General features: G+C 69.1%; 19 protein-coding genes. 13 read left to right on the top strand and 6 right to left on the bottom strand.

The window, feature by feature from the left end:
- Nucleotides 1–51: 51 nt before the first annotated feature.
- A complete protein-coding gene (locus ACFQ4H_RS07775) occupies nt 52–411 on the top strand; it encodes a nucleotide pyrophosphohydrolase (protein WP_377568573.1) in 360 nt (119 codons plus the stop codon).
- 104 nt (nt 412–515) lie between these two features.
- Nucleotides 516–1,160, top strand: coding sequence for an MmpS family transport accessory protein (locus tag ACFQ4H_RS07770; RefSeq protein WP_377568570.1), 645 nt, complete (start codon nt 516–518; stop codon nt 1,158–1,160).
- Between the two features lie 97 nt (nt 1,161–1,257).
- Here the strand turns inward: ACFQ4H_RS07770 and ACFQ4H_RS07765 are convergent, their stop codons facing one another.
- Together ACFQ4H_RS07765 and ACFQ4H_RS07760 are read right to left on the bottom strand one after the other, a co-directional pair.
- Nucleotides 1,258–2,412: a DUF3103 family protein gene (locus tag ACFQ4H_RS07765; RefSeq protein ID WP_377568566.1), complete on the bottom strand. Its 1,155-nt coding sequence runs from the start codon at nt 2,410–2,412 to the stop codon at nt 1,258–1,260.
- Nucleotides 2,413–2,753: 341 nt separating this feature from the next.
- Nucleotides 2,754–3,881, bottom strand: a complete 1,128-nt coding sequence (locus ACFQ4H_RS07760; protein WP_377568563.1) for a DNA/RNA non-specific endonuclease — start codon at nt 3,879–3,881, stop codon at nt 2,754–2,756.
- A gap of 179 nt (nt 3,882–4,060) precedes the next feature.
- On the opposite strand from ACFQ4H_RS07760, the gene ACFQ4H_RS07755 reads away from it, so the two are divergent.
- Nucleotides 4,061–4,816 (top strand): hypothetical protein, encoded by a 756-nt coding sequence (locus ACFQ4H_RS07755; RefSeq protein ID WP_377568561.1) that lies wholly within the window; start codon nt 4,061–4,063, stop codon nt 4,814–4,816.
- Between the two features lie 15 nt (nt 4,817–4,831).
- On the opposite strand, the gene ACFQ4H_RS07750 is transcribed toward ACFQ4H_RS07755, so the two are convergent.
- The gene (locus ACFQ4H_RS07750; RefSeq protein ID WP_377568558.1) at nt 4,832–4,972 is read right to left on the bottom strand and encodes a hypothetical protein; all 141 of its coding nucleotides are present in this window, start codon (nt 4,970–4,972) and stop codon (nt 4,832–4,834) included.
- 270 nt (nt 4,973–5,242) lie between these two features.
- On the opposite strand from ACFQ4H_RS07750, the gene ACFQ4H_RS07745 reads away from it, so the two are divergent.
- Nucleotides 5,243–6,460, top strand: coding sequence for an SdiA-regulated/phytase-like domain-containing protein (locus tag ACFQ4H_RS07745; RefSeq protein WP_377568555.1), 1,218 nt, complete (start codon nt 5,243–5,245; stop codon nt 6,458–6,460).
- A gap of 28 nt (nt 6,461–6,488) precedes the next feature.
- On the opposite strand, the gene ACFQ4H_RS07740 is transcribed toward ACFQ4H_RS07745, so the two are convergent.
- The gene (locus tag ACFQ4H_RS07740; protein ID WP_377568552.1) at nt 6,489–7,358 is read right to left on the bottom strand and encodes a hypothetical protein; all 870 of its coding nucleotides are present in this window, start codon (nt 7,356–7,358) and stop codon (nt 6,489–6,491) included.
- 247 nt (nt 7,359–7,605) lie between these two features.
- On the opposite strand from ACFQ4H_RS07740, the gene ACFQ4H_RS07735 reads away from it, so the two are divergent.
- From ACFQ4H_RS07735 to ACFQ4H_RS07705, 7 genes are all read left to right on the top strand, one after another.
- Nucleotides 7,606–10,779: a BTAD domain-containing putative transcriptional regulator gene (locus ACFQ4H_RS07735; RefSeq protein WP_377568549.1), complete on the top strand. Its 3,174-nt coding sequence runs from the start codon at nt 7,606–7,608 to the stop codon at nt 10,777–10,779.
- Nucleotides 10,780–11,021: 242 nt separating this feature from the next.
- Entirely contained in the window at nt 11,022–11,432 is a 411-nt protein-coding gene (locus tag ACFQ4H_RS07730; RefSeq protein WP_377568546.1) for a hypothetical protein, read from the top strand.
- Between the two features lie 148 nt (nt 11,433–11,580).
- Nucleotides 11,581–12,471, top strand: coding sequence for a hypothetical protein (locus ACFQ4H_RS07725; RefSeq protein ID WP_377568543.1), 891 nt, complete (start codon nt 11,581–11,583; stop codon nt 12,469–12,471).
- 61 nt (nt 12,472–12,532) lie between these two features.
- Nucleotides 12,533–12,925 carry a cupin domain-containing protein gene (locus tag ACFQ4H_RS07720; protein ID WP_377568540.1) on the top strand — a complete coding sequence of 131 codons (393 nt, stop codon included), beginning with the start codon at nt 12,533–12,535 and terminating at the stop codon, nt 12,923–12,925.
- A gap of 128 nt (nt 12,926–13,053) precedes the next feature.
- The gene (locus tag ACFQ4H_RS07715) at nt 13,054–14,886 is read left to right on the top strand and encodes a glycoside hydrolase family 15 protein (RefSeq protein ID WP_377568642.1); all 1,833 of its coding nucleotides are present in this window, start codon (nt 13,054–13,056) and stop codon (nt 14,884–14,886) included.
- Between the two features lie 64 nt (nt 14,887–14,950).
- Entirely contained in the window at nt 14,951–15,730 is a 780-nt protein-coding gene (locus ACFQ4H_RS07710) for an aldo/keto reductase (RefSeq protein ID WP_377568537.1), read from the top strand.
- A gap of 80 nt (nt 15,731–15,810) precedes the next feature.
- Nucleotides 15,811–16,782, top strand: a complete 972-nt coding sequence (locus ACFQ4H_RS07705) for a hypothetical protein (protein WP_377568535.1) — start codon at nt 15,811–15,813, stop codon at nt 16,780–16,782.
- Nucleotides 16,783–16,824: 42 nt separating this feature from the next.
- Here the strand turns inward: ACFQ4H_RS07705 and ACFQ4H_RS07700 are convergent, their stop codons facing one another.
- The gene (locus ACFQ4H_RS07700; protein WP_377568532.1) at nt 16,825–17,994 is read right to left on the bottom strand and encodes a GH12 family glycosyl hydrolase domain-containing protein; all 1,170 of its coding nucleotides are present in this window, start codon (nt 17,992–17,994) and stop codon (nt 16,825–16,827) included.
- Between the two features lie 361 nt (nt 17,995–18,355).
- Between ACFQ4H_RS07700 and ACFQ4H_RS07695 the strand changes: the two genes are divergently transcribed.
- Nucleotides 18,356–19,462, top strand: coding sequence for an FAD-dependent monooxygenase (locus tag ACFQ4H_RS07695; protein ID WP_377568529.1), 1,107 nt, complete (start codon nt 18,356–18,358; stop codon nt 19,460–19,462).
- Nucleotides 19,463–19,615: 153 nt separating this feature from the next.
- Nucleotides 19,616–21,376: an aa3-type cytochrome oxidase subunit I gene (ctaD, locus tag ACFQ4H_RS07690; protein ID WP_377568526.1), complete on the top strand. Its 1,761-nt coding sequence runs from the start codon at nt 19,616–19,618 to the stop codon at nt 21,374–21,376.
- 127 nt (nt 21,377–21,503) lie between these two features.
- Here the strand turns inward: ctaD and ACFQ4H_RS07685 are convergent, their stop codons facing one another.
- A complete protein-coding gene (locus ACFQ4H_RS07685) occupies nt 21,504–22,085 on the bottom strand; it encodes an isochorismatase family protein (RefSeq protein WP_377568523.1) in 582 nt (193 codons plus the stop codon).
- Nucleotides 22,086–22,120 lie beyond the last annotated feature (35 nt).

Below are 22,120 nucleotides of genomic sequence, written 5' to 3'. Positions count from 1 at the left end.
ACCGACGTACGTCCACGGGCCGGCTCCATCCCGGCGGCTAGGCTCGTCGGGATGGAGCAGGGACACAGCGTCGAGCAGTTGACGCAACGGCTGCGGACGTTCGCCGACGAGCGGGACTGGCAGCAGTTCCACACCCCGAAGAACCTGGCCATGGCATTGGCTGGCGAGGTCGGCGAGTTGCTGGCCGAGTTCCAGTGGCTGACCCCCGACGAGTCAGCACGGGTGATGGCCGACCCCGAGGCCGGAGCCCGGGTACGGGCCGAGATCGGCGACGTGATGATCTATCTGACCCGGCTGGCTGACGTGCTCGGGATTGGCCTCGTGGCGGCGGCGCAGGACAAGCTCACGGATTCCGCCCGGCGCTATCCGGTGGCGACCGCTCGGGGGCGTGCGGTCAAAGCGCCCCGGTAGTCGCCGCCCGTACCGTGGATCAATCCGTCAGGAACCTGGACATTGAGTTCCATGCCACCCTTTGGCGGATGACGTCGCGACCGGATCACGTCCATCATGGCCAGATGCAGCCATCTGAGGGGGGCTCCACGCCCCAGGGGCCATGGCAGCAGGATGCTCCTTCACCGCAGCAGCAGCCCGCGCCTGGTTTCCCCACCCAACAGCCCACCCCTGGTTATCCGCCCCAGCCGCCGTCTCCGGCTGGATACCCTGCTCAGCCCCCGTACGGATATCCCGCACAGGGCTACCCGACCCAGGGCCATGCCGCGCCACCACCGCCCGGCTATCCACCGCCCGGCTATCCGCCGCCCGGCCCGCCGGGCCGGCCCAAGTCGGGAGGCAAGGGCTGGCTGATCGCGGTGATCGTGGTGGTGGCCCTGCTGCTGGTCTGCGGTGCTGCGGGTGTCGTCGGTTTCGTCGCGCTGAACAGCGGCGACGGAGACGGCAGCAAGACGGTACGGGTGGAGGCGACGTCCGACACGGGAACCATCACGTCGATCAATTGGCACACCCGCATGGACAATGACCATGAGACGAACGTGTCCAGCCCATGGAGCAAGACGATCGAAGTGTCCCCTGGCGACAGAATCGCGGTACTGGTCCTCGTCCCCGACGGAGTCGCAAGCTGCCGGATATCCGTCGACGGGGAGGTCAAGAACGAGACACAGGACCGCAGGGCGGCAGCGAACTGCTCCTACACGTTGGAGTAGGGGCCAGCGACGGCCGAGTTCACACCGTACGGGACCTCGGTCGTGGTCAGTTCGGATACGGGGCATGGCGGCTCACCCGTCACGCCCCGTCCGAGAATCAGAGCGGCTGGACGAAGTAGGGCACCACGTCGAGCCAGCCGTTGCCCGCCGCACCGTTCAGGCGGCCACTGCTGCTGGTCGACAGGGTGTACCACGAGTCGACGTAGTCCGGGTCGTCCGTGTACCAGGAGGTCGGGATGGCGTCCAGGATCGCGTTGACCAGCGGGATGTACATTCCGCCGTCGACGATGGTCAGCAGGGCGGTGACGATCGCCTTGACCAGCCCCTGGTAGTTGGTGTCGCCGTCGTCCTCCATCATCACCACGTCGGCCAGGTTGTACTTGTAGCCGTTGAAGTGGACCAGGAGCTGGTTCGGGTAGTAGGTCTGGCCGTCCTTGTCCAGGTACGGCATCTGGACCACGTCGACCTTGGCCTTGCCGTCGAGACCGAAGCCGCCGACCAGGTTGAAGATCTCGGCGTCACCCTTGATCCAGGGTTCCTTGTCGTCGCTGAGCCGGACAGCGGTGACCTTGGTCGCCCAGTAACCGGCGGTCGCCGTAGCGGAGCCGGTGGTCCTGGTGGTGGCGGTGGGGTCCGCAGCGGTGCTGGCGAGGCCACGGGCCGCCAGTTCGTCACGGATCAGCTTCAGCCCCATCGGCAGCGCCTTCGACGTGTCCACCTCGACGACGAGCACCGGCCGGTCAGGCAGCCGTACCGCGTCGAGTTGGACCGCCCGGCCGGCCGGGTCGTACGCGGTCACGCTGGTGACCGTGTCGTCGTTCGGCGCTGCCGTGACCAGCGGGGTCTCGCCCCGGTCGAGGGCGGCCCGCATGCCGGCGTCGGCCAGTCGGAGGCGGAGCAGGGAGCCGCCGCTCGCCGGCAGTCCCTTGGCCGCCAGCACGTCCCGGTTGGCGGTGCGGATGGCACTGCTCAGTGCCGACCCTGGTTCGACACTGGCCAGGTCGACCGAGTCCCTGGTCACGGCCGAGACGATCCGGTTCCTGGCGGAACGGTCGGTCAGCGAACTGGCGACCTGCCGGGCGAGGCTGTCGGTGATCGAGTGAACCGGGCCGGCAGCGGGGGACGTTGCTGCGCCGGTCCCTCGAAGTCCGTCTGCGGGGCCGGCGTACGCGGGCACCGACACCGAAGCGACCAGGGCGGCGGTCAGGCCCAGGGACAGCGCGGTACGGCGGAAGGCACGTGGTGGATGCACGTTGGCTCCTCTGGATGTATCAGTCCTCTACTGGGCGGTAGCCGAGCGAGATATGAAATTGATACATGTTCATTCCATGGGGGTCAATGCGCGGGCGTACCCGGTCTGCCCGTAGGCCCGCCGGCTGACGGTCGAACCTCATGCGCGCCTGAACGTCGTACCGCATCCGCGCGAGTCCCGGGACGGACGTGACTTCCAGACGGCCGCCGGCAGCCGGCCCGGGTCGGAGCGGGCCGTCAGGAGACCGGGGTGAAGGGGGTCGGGCCGGTGATCAGGGGACGAGGTACGGGACAGGCCGACGACACGCCGGACGTACTCCCTGATCACGGGGATCCTGGGGATCAGAGGATTTCGTAGTCCTTGCCGACCTTCCTGATGTAGCGGGCTTTCAGCATTTCGTCGATCTGCCTCTTACGCTTCTTCTTCTCGATGTCGGACTTCGTGATCGTGGCGAGGAACGTGGCGTGTTGCGGCGGTCCCGCATTCGCGGATCCGCCAGCGGCGACGTACTGTTCCTGATCCTGGATGTCCGCGAGTTCGTCCGCGAGAGCGTCGAAGACCACCTCGTCCAGGTCGTCGGGCGTGCAGATGCTGCCTTTGGGATATCTGCTCTCGATGAACCAGAACAGGTCCTTGAGGCGACGACCGGGGTCGGTGCCGGCCCTTGCGATGTCGTTGGCGTCAGGTGCGTTGTCCCAGGCATGGAACGCGGTGGTGTTGAGGGAGACGTCGATCCCGGTCGGGATCATCACCTTGCGCCAGGAGCCCGAGTTGGCCTTGTAGTTGACGGTGTACTCGATGTTGCCGGTCTTGTTGGCGACCGCCGCCTTCTCCTGCTCACGCCAGTTGCCGGACTGCTGGTTGAGGGACCACTGGGGGACGATGTTCTCGGAGATGTCGTCGCCGCCAACCTCGAGGCCCATGATGTGGCCCCGGTCGTGTCCGGCACCGCCGAGCAGGTCCCGCCAGACGTCGTCCTCGCTGAGGTGCGGATACTTCGTGCCGGGCGGCGCTGTGGCCGCCGTACGGGCCGCCTTGTACGCCTCGAAGAGCTTCACCACCGCCCAGGGGTTCGGAGCGCCGCCACGGCCCTTCGTCACCGTGGGGGAGATGGTGCCGGAGACCTTCTGCGGTCTCCTGATCGGGAGGTCCCTGGCCTGGTAGGCCGACGGGTAGGCGTGCGGGTTCGGAAGGTAGTGCGAGATCGTGGCCGCCTCGTCGGTGTAGGTGGCGGCGCGCTGGACGGCCAACTGCACAACGGGTGCCGGCTGCCGTTGCTGATGGAGCAGCCGGACGACGCCGGCGTTGCCCGCCGTGCGTTGCAGGGCCAGCAGTTGGGCGGCGGAGACGGCGACCGGCTGCCGGCCGGTGACGGCTCGGACAGTCGGGTTCTCCGGGGTGCCCTGCGATGCGGGGCGGAGGGGCCGGCTCGGGTGCTCCGCCCCGTCTGGCTGCTCGTAGACGTGCAACGCGGCCTCCCTAATCGAACTGGGTCAAATCCTACGTTCCATTTGTTATCGCCTTGTTGCGATCGATCGAGCGCTTCTCGGATACGCAGGTTTGGCGGTAGGTTCTGGCGCGTATCGACCGGTATCGCACGCCTGCCGGAAGGCGCAGCGGGCGGTGTAGGACGAAGGTGGGCCGACTGGTGGAAGCATGCGAACAGGCACATCGGGCGGTCTCGGCCGTGGCCGACCGGATCTTCGCGGTGGGGGACGCGTACGCCACCCCCCTCACCGGGTCCGTTGTGGACCGGTTGTACGAGGTGATCGCCGTACGGCTGAGCGGGTCACCGATCGGCCTGCGGTTTCTGCGGGCGCTGGAGGCCCGCCCGGCCGAGCCCGACGCCCGCCGGGACGTCGTACAGGCCGTGGCGGCCGAGTCCGAGGCGGACGCCGGGTTCGCCGAGGAGATCCGGCTGCTGTCCGGAGACCTGACGGTTTCGGGGTACGGCGGCCAGCCGCCCGCAGCGCCGGGACCGACCCCGATGGTGGCCGGCGCGGCGGGCGGGAAACCGAGGGTGAACCAGGGCGTCGTCGTGGTGGCTGCGGCGATCACGGCCGTACTGCTGGTGCTCAGCGCAGCGTTCTTCGTCAACGTCGTGTCTCCGTACGCCGGTATCACCGAGGGGGCCCGGCTGGACCGGTTGGCCGGCGAGTGGCGGGGGCAGGTGGGCGACGACCAGCTGGTCCTCACCATCACCGCCGACGGGGTGGCCCGGATCGGCGGGAGCCGTTGGCCCTGCGTCGGCCAGGTCTCCTCACCGTCGCGGTCCAGCTACACCATCGACGTCGACTGTCGACTCGTCAGCACCTCGCTGGCGGCGGAACTGGACCTGGCCGGTGACCGGTTGACGGTCAGCTGGCCGGGCCAGTCCGTGGGGATCGTGTTCCGCCGGGTGTGAGGTGCGGCTGACCGGCTACTCGTAGGTCCAGACGACCGGCCGGGCCTGGTAGATGGCTGCGCCGCGTACCCAGCGGTTGCCGGCGTACGAGCCGTCCAGTCGATAGAGCCAGACGTTCCCGTTTCCCCAGGTACCGTCGCGGTTCTTCCGGAGCACCCGGGTCGTGATGGCCGGTCCCCACGGCGCTGAGCGAGATTGTGGCGATCAATGCGCCCAGTTTCCGTGGCCTGCGCTTCGTCCAGATCATTTTTTGGGTCATGGGCTGGTCGACCCTTCGCATCGGCAAGTGGAGCGGCATCCGGGTACCACATGATCAGCATCAAATCTACCGTAATAAATGTGAATTGTGATGTTCTGACAGATGGGCGACAAGCGCGACTCGGTGGATCGGGGTCGGCATGGAAAACTGTGCGGGTGCGTCGGATCATGCTTTCGGTCACCGTGGCAGCGGGTCTCGTTGCAACATCTGTCGGTCCGGCGTTCGCGGCCCGGCCGCAGACCGCCGGCCGGGTGCTCACGACCGGGGCGGACATGGCAGCCCGGGCAACTGGCGGTGGAGCCGGTGCGTTGCCGGTCCGGGCAGTTGTCGGCGCGGCCCAGGCGGCCAGGGTCTGTGAAATCACCGACGAACGGCTGGATGAGATCTCCGGGATGGTGGCCACTGACAACGGCTATGTCGTGATCAACGACGGTGCCGATTCGGCCAGTCGTCGGAAGATCTTCTTTCTGAACCAGGCATGTGCGGTGACCAGGGCGGTTTCCTACCCGTCCCGGCCACGTGATCCGGAGGACCTGGCACTCGCCCCGGACGGCACCTTCTGGGTGGCCGACGTCGGTGACAACGGTGCGTCGCGGGAGACGGTGGCACTGTGGAAGTTCGCTCCGGGGGCGAAAACGCCGGTCATCCACCGACTCAGCTATCCAGACGGTGCCCGTGACGCCGAGGCTCTGGTGTTGGCCGGTGACGGTACGCCGATCATCATCACCAAGGACCCGATCCGGCCCCGGTTGTACGCCCCGGTCGGGCCGTTGCAGGCGAACCAGACCGTACGGCTGGCCCGGGTCGGCGAGTTCCGGCTACCGCTGACCAGCACGAAGAACCCGTTCGCGATGGCCGGTCGGGTGGTGGTCACCGGTGGGGCGAACTCGCCGGACGGCTCCCGCGTGGTGCTGCGTACCTATGCCGACGCCCTCGAGTTCGACGTGACCGATGGCGACGTGGTCAAGGCCATCACTCAGGGCAAACCGAAGGTGGTTCCGCTACCGGACGAGCCACAGGGAGAGTCGATCACCTATACCCGGGACGGGCGGTCCCTGCTGACGGTCTCGGAGACCACGAACGCCCCCGCCGGCACCAGACCCGTGATCCTGCGCTATCCGAGTGCGGAGCCGACCGAGAAGATCAGGGTGGCCCCGACGACCGCCGAGCCGAAACCGCCGTCGGCCGTCCCCACCTCGATCGCCGCCGCTCCGGCACCCGACGATCCGGCCGGCGGTGCCCCGGCCAGGGCCAGCAAGTTTGCCCTGGCCGGGGTGGCCTGCCTGGTTGGCGTGGCCGGACTGGTTCTCATCCTGATCGGTGGGACCGGTCGCCTACGTAACCGTCGGCGGGTCGTCGACCGGTCCGGGCGCGCCGGCGGCTGACGGCTGGGGGAGCCGGCCGTCAGGGGCGCTACGACGCGCAGATCGCGTACGCGGTGACCCGCCAGTTACCGGCGAACGCGCCGTTCTCGAAGCCACTGGCCGTCGCGCCGAGCAGGGACGGGTGGGGGGTCAGGTCGTCGATCACGACGTTGCCGATCGCGCCGTCGATCTCGGCACCGACACCGTGCACCCTGGTGCCCGCCGGGCATCCGGCGAAGACGGACTTCAACGACAACGAGTTGGTCGCGCTGCTGGCCACGACACGGGTCATGGTCGTCGCCGGGTTGCCGCAGATCGCGAAGCCGGTGACGCTCCAGTTGCCGGCGAACGCGCCGTTCTCGAAGGCGGTCACGGTGACGCCGGTCAGGCCCGCGTTCGGGGTGAGGTCGTCGAAGAACACCGCACCGGAGGCTCCGTTGAGTTCGGCGCCCAGTCCGTAGAGCCGTAGTCCGGTCGGGCACCCGGCAAAGACGCTCTTGGACGACAGGGAGTTGGTGGCGCTGGTGAACTGGATGCGCTGGAGGTTCAACGTGTTCGGGCCGCAGATCGCGTAACCGGTGACGGTCCAGTTGCCGGCGAACGCGCCGTTCTCGGCCGCGGTCACGAACACACTGGTCAGGGTGAGGTTCGGGGTGATGTCGTCCAGGGTCACGTTGCCGCTGCCGCCGTTGATCTCACCGCCGGCTCCGTAGACCCGTTGTCCGACGGGACAGTTGACGGTGACGCTCTTCGAGATCGAGTTGGAGGCGCTGGTCACCGCAACCCGTACGGGGTTGGCCACCTGTACGGCAGGATCGGCCCGAGCCGGGCCGACGACGCCCACCGTCGCCGCCGTCATGATCAGGATGAGGGCCGACGCCGACGCGCCACGCCAACTTCTGACTCCTATGGCATTCATTGCCATGGTCTCCCTTCGCCGCTCGCCCCGGTGCTGGTGGCGAGGCATCGTCCAGCGTGGTCAGCCGGCTTACGGTGCCGTCCGGGTTCGCTCACGGGCCGGTCGTCGCAGCGTCATGCTCCGATGACGGTCGGCAACGGGCTTGTGTCAATTTTTCGACTGTTCGCTGTTAAATGCCCGGCTTTGCCGGCCATGCTGGCCGGGAACGGCGGACGTGGGTTCGGCCTGATCGGGGAGGTGCTCCCGAATGGACCCGGCACCCATCCGCCTGCTGGATCGGCCGTGCACGCTCGTGTTCGGCGCGGCCGGCTACGGCAAGACGACCACGCTACGGCGGTTGCTGCCCGAGGCGAGCGCGGTCTGGTTCCGGCGGGCCGAATCGGCCCGGCTGCTCGACCTGATCGCCGGGGAGTGTCCCGGGACCGCGGCCGGTCACCTCGCCGGTCTGGCCGGTGCCGGGTCCGCCCGGCCGGTCGAACCCGGGCAGGGGTGCTGGCTGGTCCTCGACGACGTCGAGCGGCTGTCCAAGGTGGGGCTGCGGGCCGTGCTGGCGGCGGCCGAGTTGCTGCCCGAGCCGGTCCGGCTGGTGCTGTCGACCCGTCGTCCGCCGACGTTCGAAGGCATCGTCTCCGGCCGGCGTCGCGGCGCGTTGACGGTCCTCGGTCCGGCTGATCTCGCCCTCACCCCGGACGACGTTGCCAGCGTGCTCCGGGACGACCACGACCTGCCGGACCCGGCCCTGACCCGACTGGTGTACACCGCCACCGCCGGCTGGCCGGCCCTCGTCCATCTCCTGGCCCAGTCGATCAGCAAGGGACGGGTCACCGGTGACCGGACCTGGCAGACGATCGTCGAGGACGACCTTGTCGTCGGGGCGTACCTCGTCCAGGAGGTGTTTCCGGAGCTGTCGGCGCAGACCCGCCGGGTGCTGTGCCAGGCTGCCCACCTCGATCCGGTCCGGGCCGAGTTGATCTCGCCTGGCGCCCCGGCACGGGTCGAGCGGGCACTTGCCCGGCTGGTGGAGGTCGGACTGCTCAGGCCAGCCGGCCCGGACGGGGCCGGCTACCGGTCCATCCCGGTGGTCGCCCGGGCCGTTGCGCGGGGACTACCGCTACCGGCCGCCGAGGTACGGCAGCTACGTGGCCGGGCCGCCACCTGGTACGCGGAGCACGGGCTGCTGGCGGCGGCGTTACGCGGTCACCAGGCAGCCGGTGCCGAGGCCGCCTCGGTCCGACTGCTTCGGCGCAGTGGACCGCAACTCCTCAACGAGGGCGAGAGCGCCACGGTGATCACAGCGGTCGAGGCACTGCCGGCCCGGCTGCGTACGCCGTGGCTACGTCGGCTCCACGCGGACGCGCTGCGGACGGTCGGGGACCTGGCCGGGGCGGTCGGTGCCTACCAGGCACTCGGAGACCGGGGTGGTCCGTTGACGCCGGCGTTGGCCTGGCGGCATGGCCTGCTGCACTACCTGTACGGCGATCCGGTCGCCGCACTGGCCATCTTCGACCGGGGCCGGTGCGGCGACGAGCGTACGGCCGACGAGGCGCTGCTGCTGGGCTGGAGCGCCCTGGCGTACGGGATGACGGGTGACCTCGTCGGTTGCGCGGACCGGGCGGGGCGGGCGTCGGCCGCCGCCCGCGTCGTCGCCCGGTCGACAGTCAGCGGCGACGGTTGCGCGGACCCGGTGTCGGCGCTGGCGGTGGCGCAGCTTGCGACGAGTCTGAGCGCGACCCTGAGCGGGGACCGGTCCACGGCCGTCACCCGGTTGGCCGAGGCGGCGAAGCTGGCCGCGTCGGCCGGCGACATGCACCTGGACGTCTGGATCCGGATCGAGCAGGTACTGGCTCTCTGCGGCGAGGCACGGTATCCGGAGGCGTCGACCGAGGCGGCCCACGTCGTCGACGTGGCCGAGCGGATCGGGTACGCCGCGGCGTTGGTCCGGGCACTGACCACGGAGGGGGTCGTCCTGACCCGCCTTGGTCGGCTCGACGAGGCGATGGCCCGGTACGAGCGGGCGGTCGGACTCTGCCACCGGAACGGATCCCGGCAGTTGGCCCAGCCACTGACCCGCATCGGCGACCTGCATCTGCTCCGCGGCCGGGACAGCCTGGCCCGTGCCGCGTACGAGGAGGCGGTGCGGATCAGTGAACCGTGCGGCAGTCTGCCGGTGCTCGTCCCGGCGCTGGCTGGGCTGGCCCGGGTGACCGTACGGGACGACCCGCGCGGTGCCGTGGTCCTGGCGGAACGGGCCGTCTCGCTGGCCTGTGGTCCGGAGGAGACCGTCGCCCGGTGCGCGTCGGGCTGGGTGGCGCTCGCCCTGTCGGACCGTGCCCGGGCGGCCGAACTCGCCATCGAGGCAGCCGGCCAGGCACGGGTCCACCATGATCGGGCCGGGCTGGCCGAAGCCCTGGAGCTGCGCGGGCTCGCCACCGACGAGCCGCGGCTGGCCCGGGAGGCGTACGCGGAATCGGCGGCGATCCGGTGCGACATCGGTGCCGCAGTCGATGCCGACCGGATCACCGTGTTGCTCGGCGATCTCCCCGGGGCGACTCCGGCGGAGCGGATAGCGGCCCGGCTGGCTGCCGACCGGTTGGTCGGGTTACGGATGTCCGTACCCGTGCCGGGACAGGCGGACCGGGGTAGCCGGGTCGCCGTACAGACGCTGGGCCGGTTCGAGGTGGTGGTGGCGGGTCGACCGGTACCCGTCTCGGCCTGGCAGTCCCGCAAGGCACGCGAGCTGCTACGCATCCTGACCACCCGGCCGGGACGGGCGATCTCCCGGGAACAGTTGGGCGAACTCCTCTGGCCGGGTGAGGATCCGTGCCGGGTCGCCCACCGGCTTTCGGTGGTGCTCTCCATTCTGCGCGGGGTGCTGGATCCCGGCCGGGAGTCTCCACCCGACCGGTACATCGTGGCCGAGCGGGCCAGTCTGATGCTGGATGCCGAGCAGTTGGACCTTGACGTGGAACTGTTCCGGGGCGAGGCGCTGTACGGACTGCGCCTCGTCGAGCGGATCGTCGCCGGCGGAAAGCAGGACGCGCCCGGTTCTGACCGGCGGTTGGCTGAGGAGGCCCGGGACGTACTGGCCATCGCCGAGCAGCGGTATCTCGGGGACTTCCTGGCCGACGACCCGTACGACGACTGGGCGGCGCCGGTCCGCGACGAGGTACGGCGGCTGTACCTGCGGGTCGTCCGGGCCCTGGCGGCGTTGGCCCGGGCCCGGTCCGACTCCGAGCAGGCCGCCCATCAGCTGCGTCGGGCGCTGGCCGTGGAGCCGTACGACGAGCGGACACATGCGGAGCTGATCGTCGTGCTGGCCGAGGCGGGTCGACATGGCGAGGCGGATGCGGCGTACCGCTGTTATTGCCGGGAGATGGCCACGATCGGGGTGGTACCGCGATCGCGTGAGCAGCTCAGCTGAGGTCCGCTGATCCGGTTCAGCCGCCCATGGCAGGGTTTGCGAAATTGTTTCGATTTGCTGGCTATCTGTCCATGATTAGACAAGTGTTCGATCTGGTCTGCTGTGAGCCTTGCGGCCTAATCTATCGATATACATGGACATTGATCGGTATCGAGTGGTAAATCCTCGCCGATCAGTGCGTTCTCCGTCATCCACCCTTGTCCCGGCCTCATCCTGGTCAACCCCGAGTAAGGAGCCTCCGCATGTCCGAAGCCAGTAACGCCAAGCACGGTGCAAACGAACAGCCCCCGGCCAGCGTCGCGCCGGTCGACGAGTCCGCTGCCGCGTTCGTCTCTGCGATCACCGGCGGCCTTCCACTCACCGCCCAGGTCTTCTTCGCCGTGGTCGAGGCCAACGGCACGCTGGTCCGGGGGGTCGGTGCGGTCTCGTCCGCCCGCCTCGGCGTGGGGACGTACCAGGTGGTGTTCAGCCAGGACGTGACCGGCTCCGCCTACCTCGGCACCATCGGGCTGACCGGTAACGCGGGCACCTCACCGGCCGGGCAGATCGCGGTGGTCGGCCGTAACGGTATCCCCGCAGGGGCGTACGTCCAGACGTTCAACGCGACCGGTGCCGCCGCAGACCGCTCCTTCCACCTGAGCGTCCTCTCCTGAATCGCTGACCCGTCGGTCCCCGTGGCACCCCCACGGGGACCGACCGGGGTACGGGAGAGGCAGCTGCCATTGCTGTCGGCCCAGCCGGTTCATCCTCATTGGAGCGGGGAGACGGAAATGTCGCCGGAGTGTGGCAGTGTTACCGCCCGTGTCGATCCGTCGATGGTTGCTGGTCGCGTTCGGCGGCTTCACCGTCATCCACGCCGTCGGGCTGACCTTCGGCTCCCCGATCCTGTCGTACGCGGAAGTGTCAGCCTGGGCGGCGCTGTTCGCCTACGCCGTACTTGCCGGTCGTACCGTCCCGCCCCGGGTTCACCTCGCCCTGTTCTGCGGCCTGCTGGCGTTGGGGCTCCCTGCGGGTGCCGAATTCTTGGCGCACGGCGCCTCCCTGGATGCTGGTGGCGGGTACGGCGAATCGGCGGGGTGGTTCGCGTACTGGCCGGCCCCGCGTCCACCGAACCTGTTCGAGACGCTGGGGCTGCGCCCATGGCAACTCGCCCTACTGCCGGTCGGCTACGCCGGCCTGACCGTCGCGGTGTTCGGGTTGCCGGGGCGACGGTCGGCCCGTACCGCCCTCGTCGGTGGGCTGATCGGTGGCGCTCTCGCGATCGGTTACGCCGGACTGCGACTGTGGAGCCAGGGATCGGGCGAATGGCGTGGTCAGACGACGGCGCTGTTGGTGTCGTTGACCCTCACGGTCGTGGTGTTCGCGGCGGCGGGAGCCGCGTTGGCCCGGGGCGGCCAACGGCTGGCTGGCCTCGGCCTGGCACTCGGTGCACTGGCCATCGTCGAAATCCTGGACCGGGCGCTGGCCTGGTGGGCCTTCAGTCCGTACGGGTCGTCCCGGGCCGGCGTCACTATTACGGTTGCGGTGGCCGTCGCTGGTCCCGGGACCGGCTACCTGCACGTCGCGGATGCCGTCTTCGCTGTCGTACGGTTACTCGGTGCGATGCTGGTCGCCGTGGGCTGTCTGTGGACGGCTGGCCGGACGACTGGCCGGACGTGGTGGTCCTTCGGCGAGCGGAACAGGCCGATGTGACCCTGTCGACGAGGCCTCCGGTGGGGCGTAACCGGTAGTCCGACCGGGTATGTCACCAGGCATGGAACATTTCACGATCGCCACCGTGGCGGAGAAGAGCCCAGACTTCCGACAGGTTCTGTGGACCGGCAAGCACACCCAGCTGGTCATCATGACCATCCCGCCGGGGGGTGAGATCGGTGAGGAGATCCACGAGAAGAACGACCAGATTCTCACCTTTGTCAGTGGAGTTGGCGAGGCCCGGGTGGCCGGCGAGAAGAAGACGGTCACCCAGGGGGATCTCGTCGCCGTGCCGGCTGGTACGAAACACAACTTCGTCAACACCGGCCCCAACCCGCTCGTGCTCTACACGGTCTACGGTCCGCCCGAGCACGCCGATCAGGTGGTGCACCGGACGAAGGCCGAGGCCGAAGCCGCCGAGGAGGCCGGCCAGGACGAACCGCCTGCCACCTGATCCGGGTTGATCCCCCGTGCTCGGGGAGTCATGCCGGGACACGCCGACGAGACTCCGGAGTCAGTCCCTGATCACGGGGATCCTGGTAGGTGGGGCTGAGCGGGGCAGAACTGGGTATCCGGGGGGACGTGCCGGACGTACCCATCTCCGACTACGGGTTTCTGTCGGACTGCCGCTCGGCCGCGCTGGTCAGCCGAGGTGGCTCGGTCGACTGGTGGTGCCCGGACCGCTTCGACGGCCCGTCGGTCTTCGGCCGACTGCTGGACCGGGACGCCGGCTACTGGTCGCTGCGACCGAAGGAAGGCACGGACCCGGACGGGGAAGATCCGGACGAGGAGGATCCGGACGGGGAGCGGGCCCGGACGGAACGGGGTTATCTCGAGGACGCCCTGGTGCTGCGGACCGTTCACCACACCGGCACCGGCAGCGTGGCGGTCGTCGAGGCGTTGGCCGTGGAACCGGGGGCGCGTGGTCACGAGATCGGTCGGCACTCGCCAGCCGTGCTGGTACGCGTCGTCAAGGGGCTCACCGGCACGGTACGGATGCGCCTCGACTTCGTACCCCGGCCGGAGTACGGGCTGCTCACGCCGTACCTGCACAGCCATCCCGACCGGGTGGTGGCCGCCGCCGGTCCGACGACCCTGACCCTGCGGGCGCCGGTGCCGTTGACCTGCGAGCCCGGCCGGGTGCACGCCGAGTTCGACGTGACCGCCGGGCAGGTGCTCGGCTTCGACGTGGCGTACTCCCCGGCGTACGGCACCGGGCCGCCCGCCGAGCTGGATCCGGTGGCGGCCGTCGCCGACACCGCAGAGGGCTGGCGGGCCATCCGGGAGACCCACCGCTACCAGGGGCGCTACCCGGAGCTGGTCCGGCACAGCGCGCTGGTCCTGCAGGGGTTGACCTACCAGCGCAGCGGCGCGGTGGTGGCCGCAGCGACCACCTCGCTGCCCGAGCAGATCGCCACCGACCGTAACTACGACTACCGGTATGCCTGGCTGCGTGACTTCTCGTTCACCATGAACGCGCTCTGGGTCGGCGCGTGCCCGGAGGAGACCTCCCGGCTGTTCGGCTGGGCGGCCCGGTCCGCCGGTCGGATCGGGGTCGGCCCGGTGCCGATCATGTACGGCGTCGAGGGGGAGCGGGACCTGTCCGAGCACGACATGGACAACCTGCGGGGGTACGCCGACAGCCGGCCGGTGCGCACCGGCAACGACGCGTGGCGACAGCGGCAACTCGACGTGCTCGGTGAGGTGCTGGCCGCCGCGTACCGGCTGCGGGAGCAGATGCACGAGTTCGACGAGGAGCTACGGGAACTGCTGGTGGGCCTGACCGAGCAGGCCGCCGCCACCTGGCGGGAGACCGATGCCGGCATGTGGGAGGCTCGGGACGAGGAACGGCACTACCTGTCGTCGAAGGTCATGTGCTGGGTGGCGCTGGACCGGGCGGTACAGCTGGCACCGTTGCTCGGCGAGCGGGCCGACCCGCAGCGCTGGGCCGCCGTCCGGGACGAGATCCGGCTGGCCGTGCTGCACAGCGCCTGGAACGACGAGACCGGGGCCTACACCGGGGCGTTCGGCTCGCCCGAACTGGACGCGTCGGCGCTGATCCTGCCGCTGGTGCACTTCCTGCCGGCCACCGATCCACGGATGCGGGCCACGATCCACGCGATCGAGACCCGGCTGACCGTCGACGGGCTGGTACGGCGTTGGTCCGGCGATCCGGCCGGCTTCGTGTTGTGCACCTTCTGGCTGGTCGAGTGCCTGGCGCTGGCCGGCGAGTACGACCGCGCGGTAGCGCTGTTCGAACGTACCGCCGCGCATGCCAACGACGTCGGCCTCTTCGCCGAGCAACTCGCCCCCGCCACCGGTGAGCACCTGGGGAACACCCCGCAGGCGCTGTCCCACATCGGTCTGATCAACGCGGCCTGGCGGCTCACCGAATCGGCCCCCGCCGGTCGATGACCATCCGGGAGACTGCTGCCGGAAACCTCGTCCGAGACCCGGCCGGCGGGGTATAACTGGCCTCATGGCTGCCGACCAACCCACCGTGATGTTGCCCGGCGAGGTCCGGATGCCGCTGGTCGGCTTCGGTACCTGGCAGGCGACCGGACAGGCCGGCTACCAGGCGGTCCGGGACGCGATCGAGACGGGTTACCGACACATCGACACCGCCACCATGTACGGCAACGAGGCCGAGGTCGGCCGGGCGGTGCGGGACAGCGGCGTGCCCCGGGAGGACATCTTCATCACCACCAAGCTCCCGCCCGAACGGGTCGGCCAGGAACAGCAGACGCTCGAGGCGAGCCTGGCTGCGCTCGGCACGGACTACGTCGACCTGTGGCTGATCCACTGGCCACCACCGGACGCCGCCGGCCTGGCGACCTGGCGGGAGCTTCTCGCCGCCCGGGACACGGGCCGGGCCCGGGCGGTCGGGGTGAGCAACTACAGCACCGACGAACTCGACGTGCTGATCCGGGCCACCGACGAGGCACCTGCGGTCAACCAGATCTCGTGGAGCCCGGCGCGGTACGACGCACAGCTGGTCGCCGAACACCGGGACCGGGGCGTGGTGCTGGAGGGCTACAGCCCGTTCCGCAAGACCGACCTGAACGATCCGGTGCTGGTCCGGGTGGCCGAGGCACACGGGGTCACCCCGGCACAGGTGGTGCTGCGGTGGCACCTGGACCACGACATCGTGGTCATTCCGAAGTCGGTGACGCCGGAGCGGATCAGGGCGAACTTCGACGTGTTCGGGTTCTCCCTCACCGCCGACGAGATCCGCGACATCGACGCGCTCGCCGCCTGAGCCGCCATCCCCGGTTTGTGGCCTGCTGCCGCTACGGTGACTGCTTACAACTGAGGGGGCGGAGACGGGGGAGGATGCGGTTGAGCGACTACTACTTCGGGGATGGCGGACCGGTCGCGGAATGGGCACCCAGCGGCGGGCCGAAGCCGGACTTCGCGACGTGCCTGCTCTATCTGGACCGGGGCGACGACCTCGAGCACATCGCGCCGCTGCTACAGCTCTGGTACGACGAAGCGTCCCGGTTGCTGTTGCCGTTCGTGCAGCCGCTGGGCGCACCGGAGCCGACGAGGTCACTGAGCGCCTACGAGGAGAACGCCGAGGGACGGGGGCGGCGCCGCCGGCCGGGAACCTGGGCGGAGGGACTGACCGAGGACCTGTTCCAACTGTCGGCGCACTGGTTCGACGTCACGCCGTCGTCGATCGCGTCCGAACTCGATCTCTACGTCTTCCGGTTCGCGCAGCGCCGGCACGTCAAGCTCCAGGTGTCGATCGGTTTCCAGGACCGCCCCGATCGGCTTCCGCTGGTACTGCCGGCCCTGGTGGAGTTGACCCGATCGGTGGCGGACGTGGCCGACCCGTCGTACGGCGAGATCGTGGTCAACGCGGAGACGGTGTCGCCGGCCACGATGCTGGACTCGGCGTTGTACCGGCCCAACGAGGAGTCGGCCCGGACGAGCCGGACCCGGTTGCGGGGCTACGAGTGGGTGACGGTCTGCCCGAAGGAGCTGACCCCCGTGGTGGGCGGGGTGTCCGCGTTGCGGGCCGGCGGTGCGTTCAGCGAGGTGCTGCCGTTGGCGCACGGTGGCGCGTTGCTCCGGGCGACGGAGTCGCCAGCGGACTACCGGGCCGACCGGGTGCGGGCGGTGTTCCGGGCGCTGGCCCCGGTCCTGCCCTCCGGGCAGCCCTGCGACCTGCCCGGGCACGATCTCAGCCGGGTGGTCTTCGCCGATGCCCGTAACCCCACCCCCAACCTGGATCTCGGTCCCGGGCTCGCGCCCGGTGCGGGGCCGCGCCGGTCCCCGCTCGATCCGTTGGACCTGGGCCTGGTGTGAGTGGATGGGCCGGGCCGGTACTGACCGGCCCGGCCCATCCGATCAGCCGAGGGTGCAGGCTTCGCCGTTCAGGGCGAACGCGGTCGGTGCGGTGTAGGCGCCGTTGAGGGTGCCCTGGTAGCCGAACGAGGCGGTGCCGCCCGGGGCGATCGCGCCGTTCCAGCCAAGGTTCCGGGCGGTGACGGCGGACCCGTTCTGGGTCACGTTGGCGTTCCAGACGTTGGTGACCTGCTGCCCGGTCGGCAGGCTGTACTGCAACGTCCAGCCGTTCAGTTGGCTGGGGCCGGTGTTGGCGATGGTGACGTTGGCGGTGAAGCCGGTGCCCCACGAATTCGACGCGTACGTCACCCGGCAGGTCCCGGTCCCCGGGCTCGGTGGCGGGGTGGTCGGCGCGGGGGTCGTCGGTGACACCGTCGGGGTCGGGTTGCCCCCGCCGTTGACCGTGGCGGAGAACGAGTCGACCGCCAGTCCGACCCCGCCCTGCCAGGGCTCGAAGCCGGCCTGAATGCTGGTCAGGTACCAGGCGCTGGTGATCGCGCCCCGGTTCCGTACGTCGTCGACGAAGTCCAGGATGCTGAAGTTCCAGGAGCTGATCGCGGCGGGGGCGAGGTACGAGATGACGTTGTTCGAGCCGTTGCTGCCCCGCCACACCTCCCAGGTGCGGCCACCGACCGTGGCGTTACCGACCGGGGAGCCGATCGGCTGGATCGGGCCCTGACGGGTGAACCAGATCATGATCTCCATCTGGTTGACGCCGTCGGTCCGGGGCGTCGGGTCGAGCCAGATGTCGTACGAGGCGTTGAAGGTCGCGTCGCCGACGAACCGGTAGTCGATGCTGCTGGTGGCACTGCTGATCTGTCCCACCTGGATGGGCAGGTTGGTGCCGGGGGAGCAGGTGGTGTAGTGGCAGCCGATGAAGACCGACGGGTAGGACACCGGTGCGCCGTTGGTGGGGGCGGACCCCTGCTGGGTGGTGATGGTGAAGCCGGTACCGGTGACGTCGATGCACTGCTGGGCGGTGGTGCCCCAGCGGTTGTTCTGGACCACATACCGGCCACCGATGGTGGTGGTGCCGTACTGCTCGCAGATCCGGGTGTCGGCGGGTACGGGGCCGGCGGCGGTGACGATGGCGGGATTGGTGACGACCGTCGCGAAGAGTGAGCCGGTGACGAGCAGACCGGCCGCCGCGATGGCGTGGATCGGGCGTTTCATGACGCTCCTTGTCGAGGGATTGGCGGCTCTCCAGCCGAGACGACGGAATCGGAAACGCATGCCCGGGAGCGCTCCCATGCCCTTGTATAGGTTCACATCCATGAAATAAATTGGCAACCGTGCCCGGTGGGGAGGGGAGTGCGACGCGCCGGGCGCGGCGGTCGTGGCGGGTCGGTTTTGGATACCTGTTGTCATGGAAAGATGGCCGACTGTAGGGAGTCGGGATGCTCGCCCCAGGTTCGAGGTACTCGGACAATGGCGGTGACCTGGTTACATCTGGGCGGAACTTTCGTCGCGCGATTGCGCGGAGTAGTGTCTTGCCTTCACGGCGTGCCGATTCCCCTCCGGAGGCGTCACCACCATGCCCGGATCCACCCTGCGCATCCTTGTCGTCGGCGCGGGCATCGCTGGTCTGGCGGTCGCTCGCGCGTTGCGACTTGCGGGTTTCCGACCCGAGGTCGTGGAGAGACTCCCCGCTTCCCCGGGCACCGGGGGCGGTATCTATCTGCCCGGGAACGCGGCCCGGGCGTTACGTGAGATCGGCCTGGACAGTCCGGTCCGTCCACTCGGGCAGGTGATCGGGCGCCAGCGGTTCTTCGACGCGGCAGGGCAGGAGCTCTGCGAGGTCGATCTCGCCCGGCTGTGGTCCGGGGTCGGCGAGTGTCGTGCGCTGCCGCGCTCGGAACTGCACCGGGTGCTGCTCACCGGCGCCGGAGGTGAGGTCCGGCACGGCGTCGAACTGCGACGGTTGGACCTTGCGCCGGAAGCCGTCACGGTCACTTTCGGTGACGGTCGGCTGGCCGAATACGACCTGGTCATCGGTGCCGACGGGCGACGCTCGGCAGTCCGTACCCTGGCCGCCCTCGGCGGCTCGGCGCGCCCGGCGGGTCAGGTCGTCTATCGCAGCGTGGTCACCGGTGGCCCACGGGTGGTCGACTGGACCTCACTGCTCGGTCAGCGGGCCGGTTTCATCGTCATGCCGATGGGGGCGGGACGGCTCTACTGCTATGCCGACGAGGCCGGCACGGTCGCGCCGAGGGACCCGAGGGCCCGCCTACGCGAGATCTTCGGAGACTACGGCGGTCCGGTGCCGGCGGTGCTCGACGCGATGGAGACGGTCCGCGTGGAGACGACCAACGAGGTCGAGTTGGGACGTTGGTCACGCGGTCGGGTGGTGCTCGTCGGGGACGCCGCCCACGCCACCTCGCCGACGCTGTCCCAGGGGGCGGCGATGGCGCTCGAGGACGCGGTGGTCCTGGCCGACGCGCTGCGTCGGTTCGACGCCGTCGACGAGGCGCTGAGCAGGTACGAGAGCCGCCGCCGGCCGCGTACCAAATGGGTGCTCGACCGGACCCGGGACCGGGACCGGACCCGCGACGTGCCGCCGGCGCTGCGCGATCCGTTGCTCCGGGGGCGCGGCGGGCGGATTTTCCAGGAGCACTACCGTCTGCTGTTGGAACCGGCGTGACGGGGCCTGACGAGGTGGCGGGAGGCACCTACGACGGCGCGTCGGGCACCCGACGATGCCCCCGCCGCAGATGGGGACTATTCTGCCTGCGAGGTACGGCTTGCAGATCATCAGCACGTGCCGAGTGGGACTAACGAGAACCGGAGGCCACTCGTGACCACCGTCGCACCCAAGCCGATCGTGACCCGGCCATGGCCGGTCCGACAGCCGGTCAAGGGCTCGGCATTCGCGCGGCTGCTGCGTACGACGGACGCGAAGCAGATCGGGATCATGTATATGATCACCGCGTTCGTGTTCTTCATGATCGGCGGCTTGATGGCGCTGATCATGCGGGCCGAGCTGGCCCGACCGGGAATGCAGTTCCTGTCGCCTGAGCAGTACAACCAGCTCTTCACCATGCACGGCACGGTGATGCTGCTGTTCTTCGCGACGCCGATCGTGTACGCGTTCGCGAACTACATGGTGCCGATCCAGATCGGTGCGCCGGACGTGGCCTTCCCCCGACTGAACAGCTTCGCCTACTGGCTCTACCTGTTCGGCGGAACGATGGCCATGGGTGGCTTCTTCACCCCCGGTGGTGCGGCTGACTTCGGCTGGTTCGCCTACACGCCGCTGAGCAGCGTGGAGCACACCCCGGGTGTCGGCGCCAACCTGTGGATCCTGGGTCTGGCCATCTCCGGTCTGGGCACGATCCTCGGCGCGGTCAACCTGATCACGACCATCTTCACGCTCCGTGCACCGGGCATGACGATGTTCCGGATGTCGATCTTCACGTGGAACATCCTGATCACCAGCCTGCTGGTGCTCCTGATCTTCCCGTTGCTGGCCGCCGCGCTGTTCGCGCTGGCCGCGGACCGACTGCTCGGCGCGCACGTCTACGACCCGGCGACCGGTGGACCGCTGCTCTGGCAGCACCTCTTCTGGTTCTTCGGACACCCTGAGGTCTACGTCATCGCGCTGCCGTTCTTCGGCATCATCAGCGAGGTCATCCCGGTCTTCTCCCGCAAGCCGATCTTCGGCTACAAGGGTCTGGTCGCGGCCACCCTCTCCATCGCGGCGCTCTCCATGAGCGTGTGGGCGCACCACATGTTCACCACCGGCCAGGTGCTGCTGCCGTTCTTCAGCTTCCTGAGCTTCCTGATCGCCGTACCGACCGGTATGAAGTTCTTCAACTGGATCGGCACCATGTGGCGCGGCCAGATCAGCTTCGAGTCGCCGATGCTCTGGTCGATCGGCTTCCTGGTGACGTTCCTCTTCGGTGGCCTCACCGGCGTGCTGCTGGCCAGCCCGCCGCTGGACTTCCACGTCTCCGACTCGTACTTCGTGGTGGCCCACTTCCACTACGTGCTCTTCGGCACCATCGTGTTCGCCGTCTTCGCCGGCATCTACTTCTGGTTCCCGAAGATGTTCGGTCGGATGCTCGACGAGCGGCTCGCCAAGATTCACTTCTGGCTCACCATGGTGGGCTTCCACATGACCTTCCTGGTCCAGCACTGGCTGGGCAACGAGGGAATGCCCCGTCGGTACGCCGACTACCAGGCGATCGACGGCTTCACCGAACTGAACATGATCTCCACGATCGGATCGTTCATCACCGGTATCTCGACCCTGCCGTTCATCTACAACGTGTGGAAGTCGTACCGGACCGGCCCGGTGGTCGAGGTCAACGACCCGTGGGGCTACGGCAACTCGCTGGAGTGGGTGACCACCTGCCCGCCGCCGCTGCGTAACTTCGACCAGATGCCCCGGATCCGCTCCGAGCGTCCCGCGTTCGACGCCAAGTTCCCCGAGTTGGCAGCGGGTGGACAGTCGATCGCCGGGCCGCCCGAGGGGGGCGCGAAGCCGCTCACCAGTGAGTCGGACCACGGTGCCAGCTACACGGAGGACGTCGCGTCCAACGTCGACCGGAACTGACCGATCGGCACCCGCCAGGCAATCAGGAGGGCGCCGCTTCCCGACCCGGGAAGCGGCGCCCTCTTCGTTGTCTGCGCCCTCTTCGTTGTCTGCGCCCCCGCTGGGCGGGCGGCCAGCGGTCAACGGGTCATGCGGGGCTGACCACCGGCACACCGTCGAGTTGGACCCCGGCCTCGGCCAGTTGGCGTAGCGCGACGTCGGTCGTCGGGCGGGACACCGCAGCGGTCAGGTCCAGCAGCACGGTGGTGGCGAAGCCCTCGCGGGCGGCGTCCAGCGCGGTGGCCCGTACGCAGTGGTCGGTGGCGATCCCGACCACGTCGACGGCGTCGACGTCGCGCTCGTGCAACCAGGTCGCCAGATCCGCGCCATCCGTGGACAGCCCTTCGAACCCCGAGTAGGCGGCGGCGCGTTCGCCCTTGTGGAAGACCTCCTCGATCCGGCCGGTGCGGAGGTTGGGGTGGAACTCGACGCCGTCGGTGCCCACCACACAGTGCATCGGCCACGAGTTGACGAAGTCCGGCGGATCGCCGAAGTGCGATCCGGGATCGACGTGGTAGTCCTTGGTGGCCACCACGTGATCCCATCGGTCCGGCTGGTCCGCCAGGAGGCGGGAGATCCCCGTGGCCACGCCGGCCCCTCCGGCGACGGCCAGCGAGCCGCCCTCACAGAAGTCGTTCTGTACGTCGACGATGATCAGTGCCCGGCTCATCGAAGCTCCTTACCGTGACTTGCGAATCTGGAAAA

This window comes from Micromonospora sonneratiae (genome assembly GCF_042679305.1).
Classification (GTDB): domain Bacteria; phylum Actinomycetota; class Actinomycetes; order Mycobacteriales; family Micromonosporaceae; genus Micromonospora_H; species Micromonospora_H sonneratiae.
Note: the sequence above shows the minus strand (reverse complement) of the source record. Positions and strands in the feature narration are given on the sequence as shown.

Coding starts and splice junctions, on each gene's coding strand:
- ACFQ4H_RS07775 (WP_377568573.1), top strand. CDS start 52: ATGGAGCAGGGACACAGCGTCGAGCAGTTGACGCAACGGCTGCGGACG.
- ACFQ4H_RS07770 (WP_377568570.1), top strand. CDS start 516: ATGCAGCCATCTGAGGGGGGCTCCACGCCCCAGGGGCCATGGCAGCAG.
- ACFQ4H_RS07745 (WP_377568555.1), top strand. CDS start 5,243: ATGCTTTCGGTCACCGTGGCAGCGGGTCTCGTTGCAACATCTGTCGGT.
- ACFQ4H_RS07740 (WP_377568552.1), bottom strand. CDS start 7,358: ATGAATGCCATAGGAGTCAGAAGTTGGCGTGGCGCGTCGGCGTCGGCC.
- ACFQ4H_RS07735 (WP_377568549.1), top strand. CDS start 7,606: ATGGACCCGGCACCCATCCGCCTGCTGGATCGGCCGTGCACGCTCGTG.
- ACFQ4H_RS07730 (WP_377568546.1), top strand. CDS start 11,022: ATGTCCGAAGCCAGTAACGCCAAGCACGGTGCAAACGAACAGCCCCCG.
- ACFQ4H_RS07720 (WP_377568540.1), top strand. CDS start 12,533: ATGGAACATTTCACGATCGCCACCGTGGCGGAGAAGAGCCCAGACTTC.
- ACFQ4H_RS07710 (WP_377568537.1), top strand. CDS start 14,951: ATGGCTGCCGACCAACCCACCGTGATGTTGCCCGGCGAGGTCCGGATG.
- ACFQ4H_RS07700 (WP_377568532.1), bottom strand. CDS start 17,994: ATGAAACGCCCGATCCACGCCATCGCGGCGGCCGGTCTGCTCGTCACC.
- ACFQ4H_RS07695 (WP_377568529.1), top strand. CDS start 18,356: ATGCCCGGATCCACCCTGCGCATCCTTGTCGTCGGCGCGGGCATCGCT.
- ACFQ4H_RS07685 (WP_377568523.1), bottom strand. CDS start 22,085: ATGAGCCGGGCACTGATCATCGTCGACGTACAGAACGACTTCTGTGAG.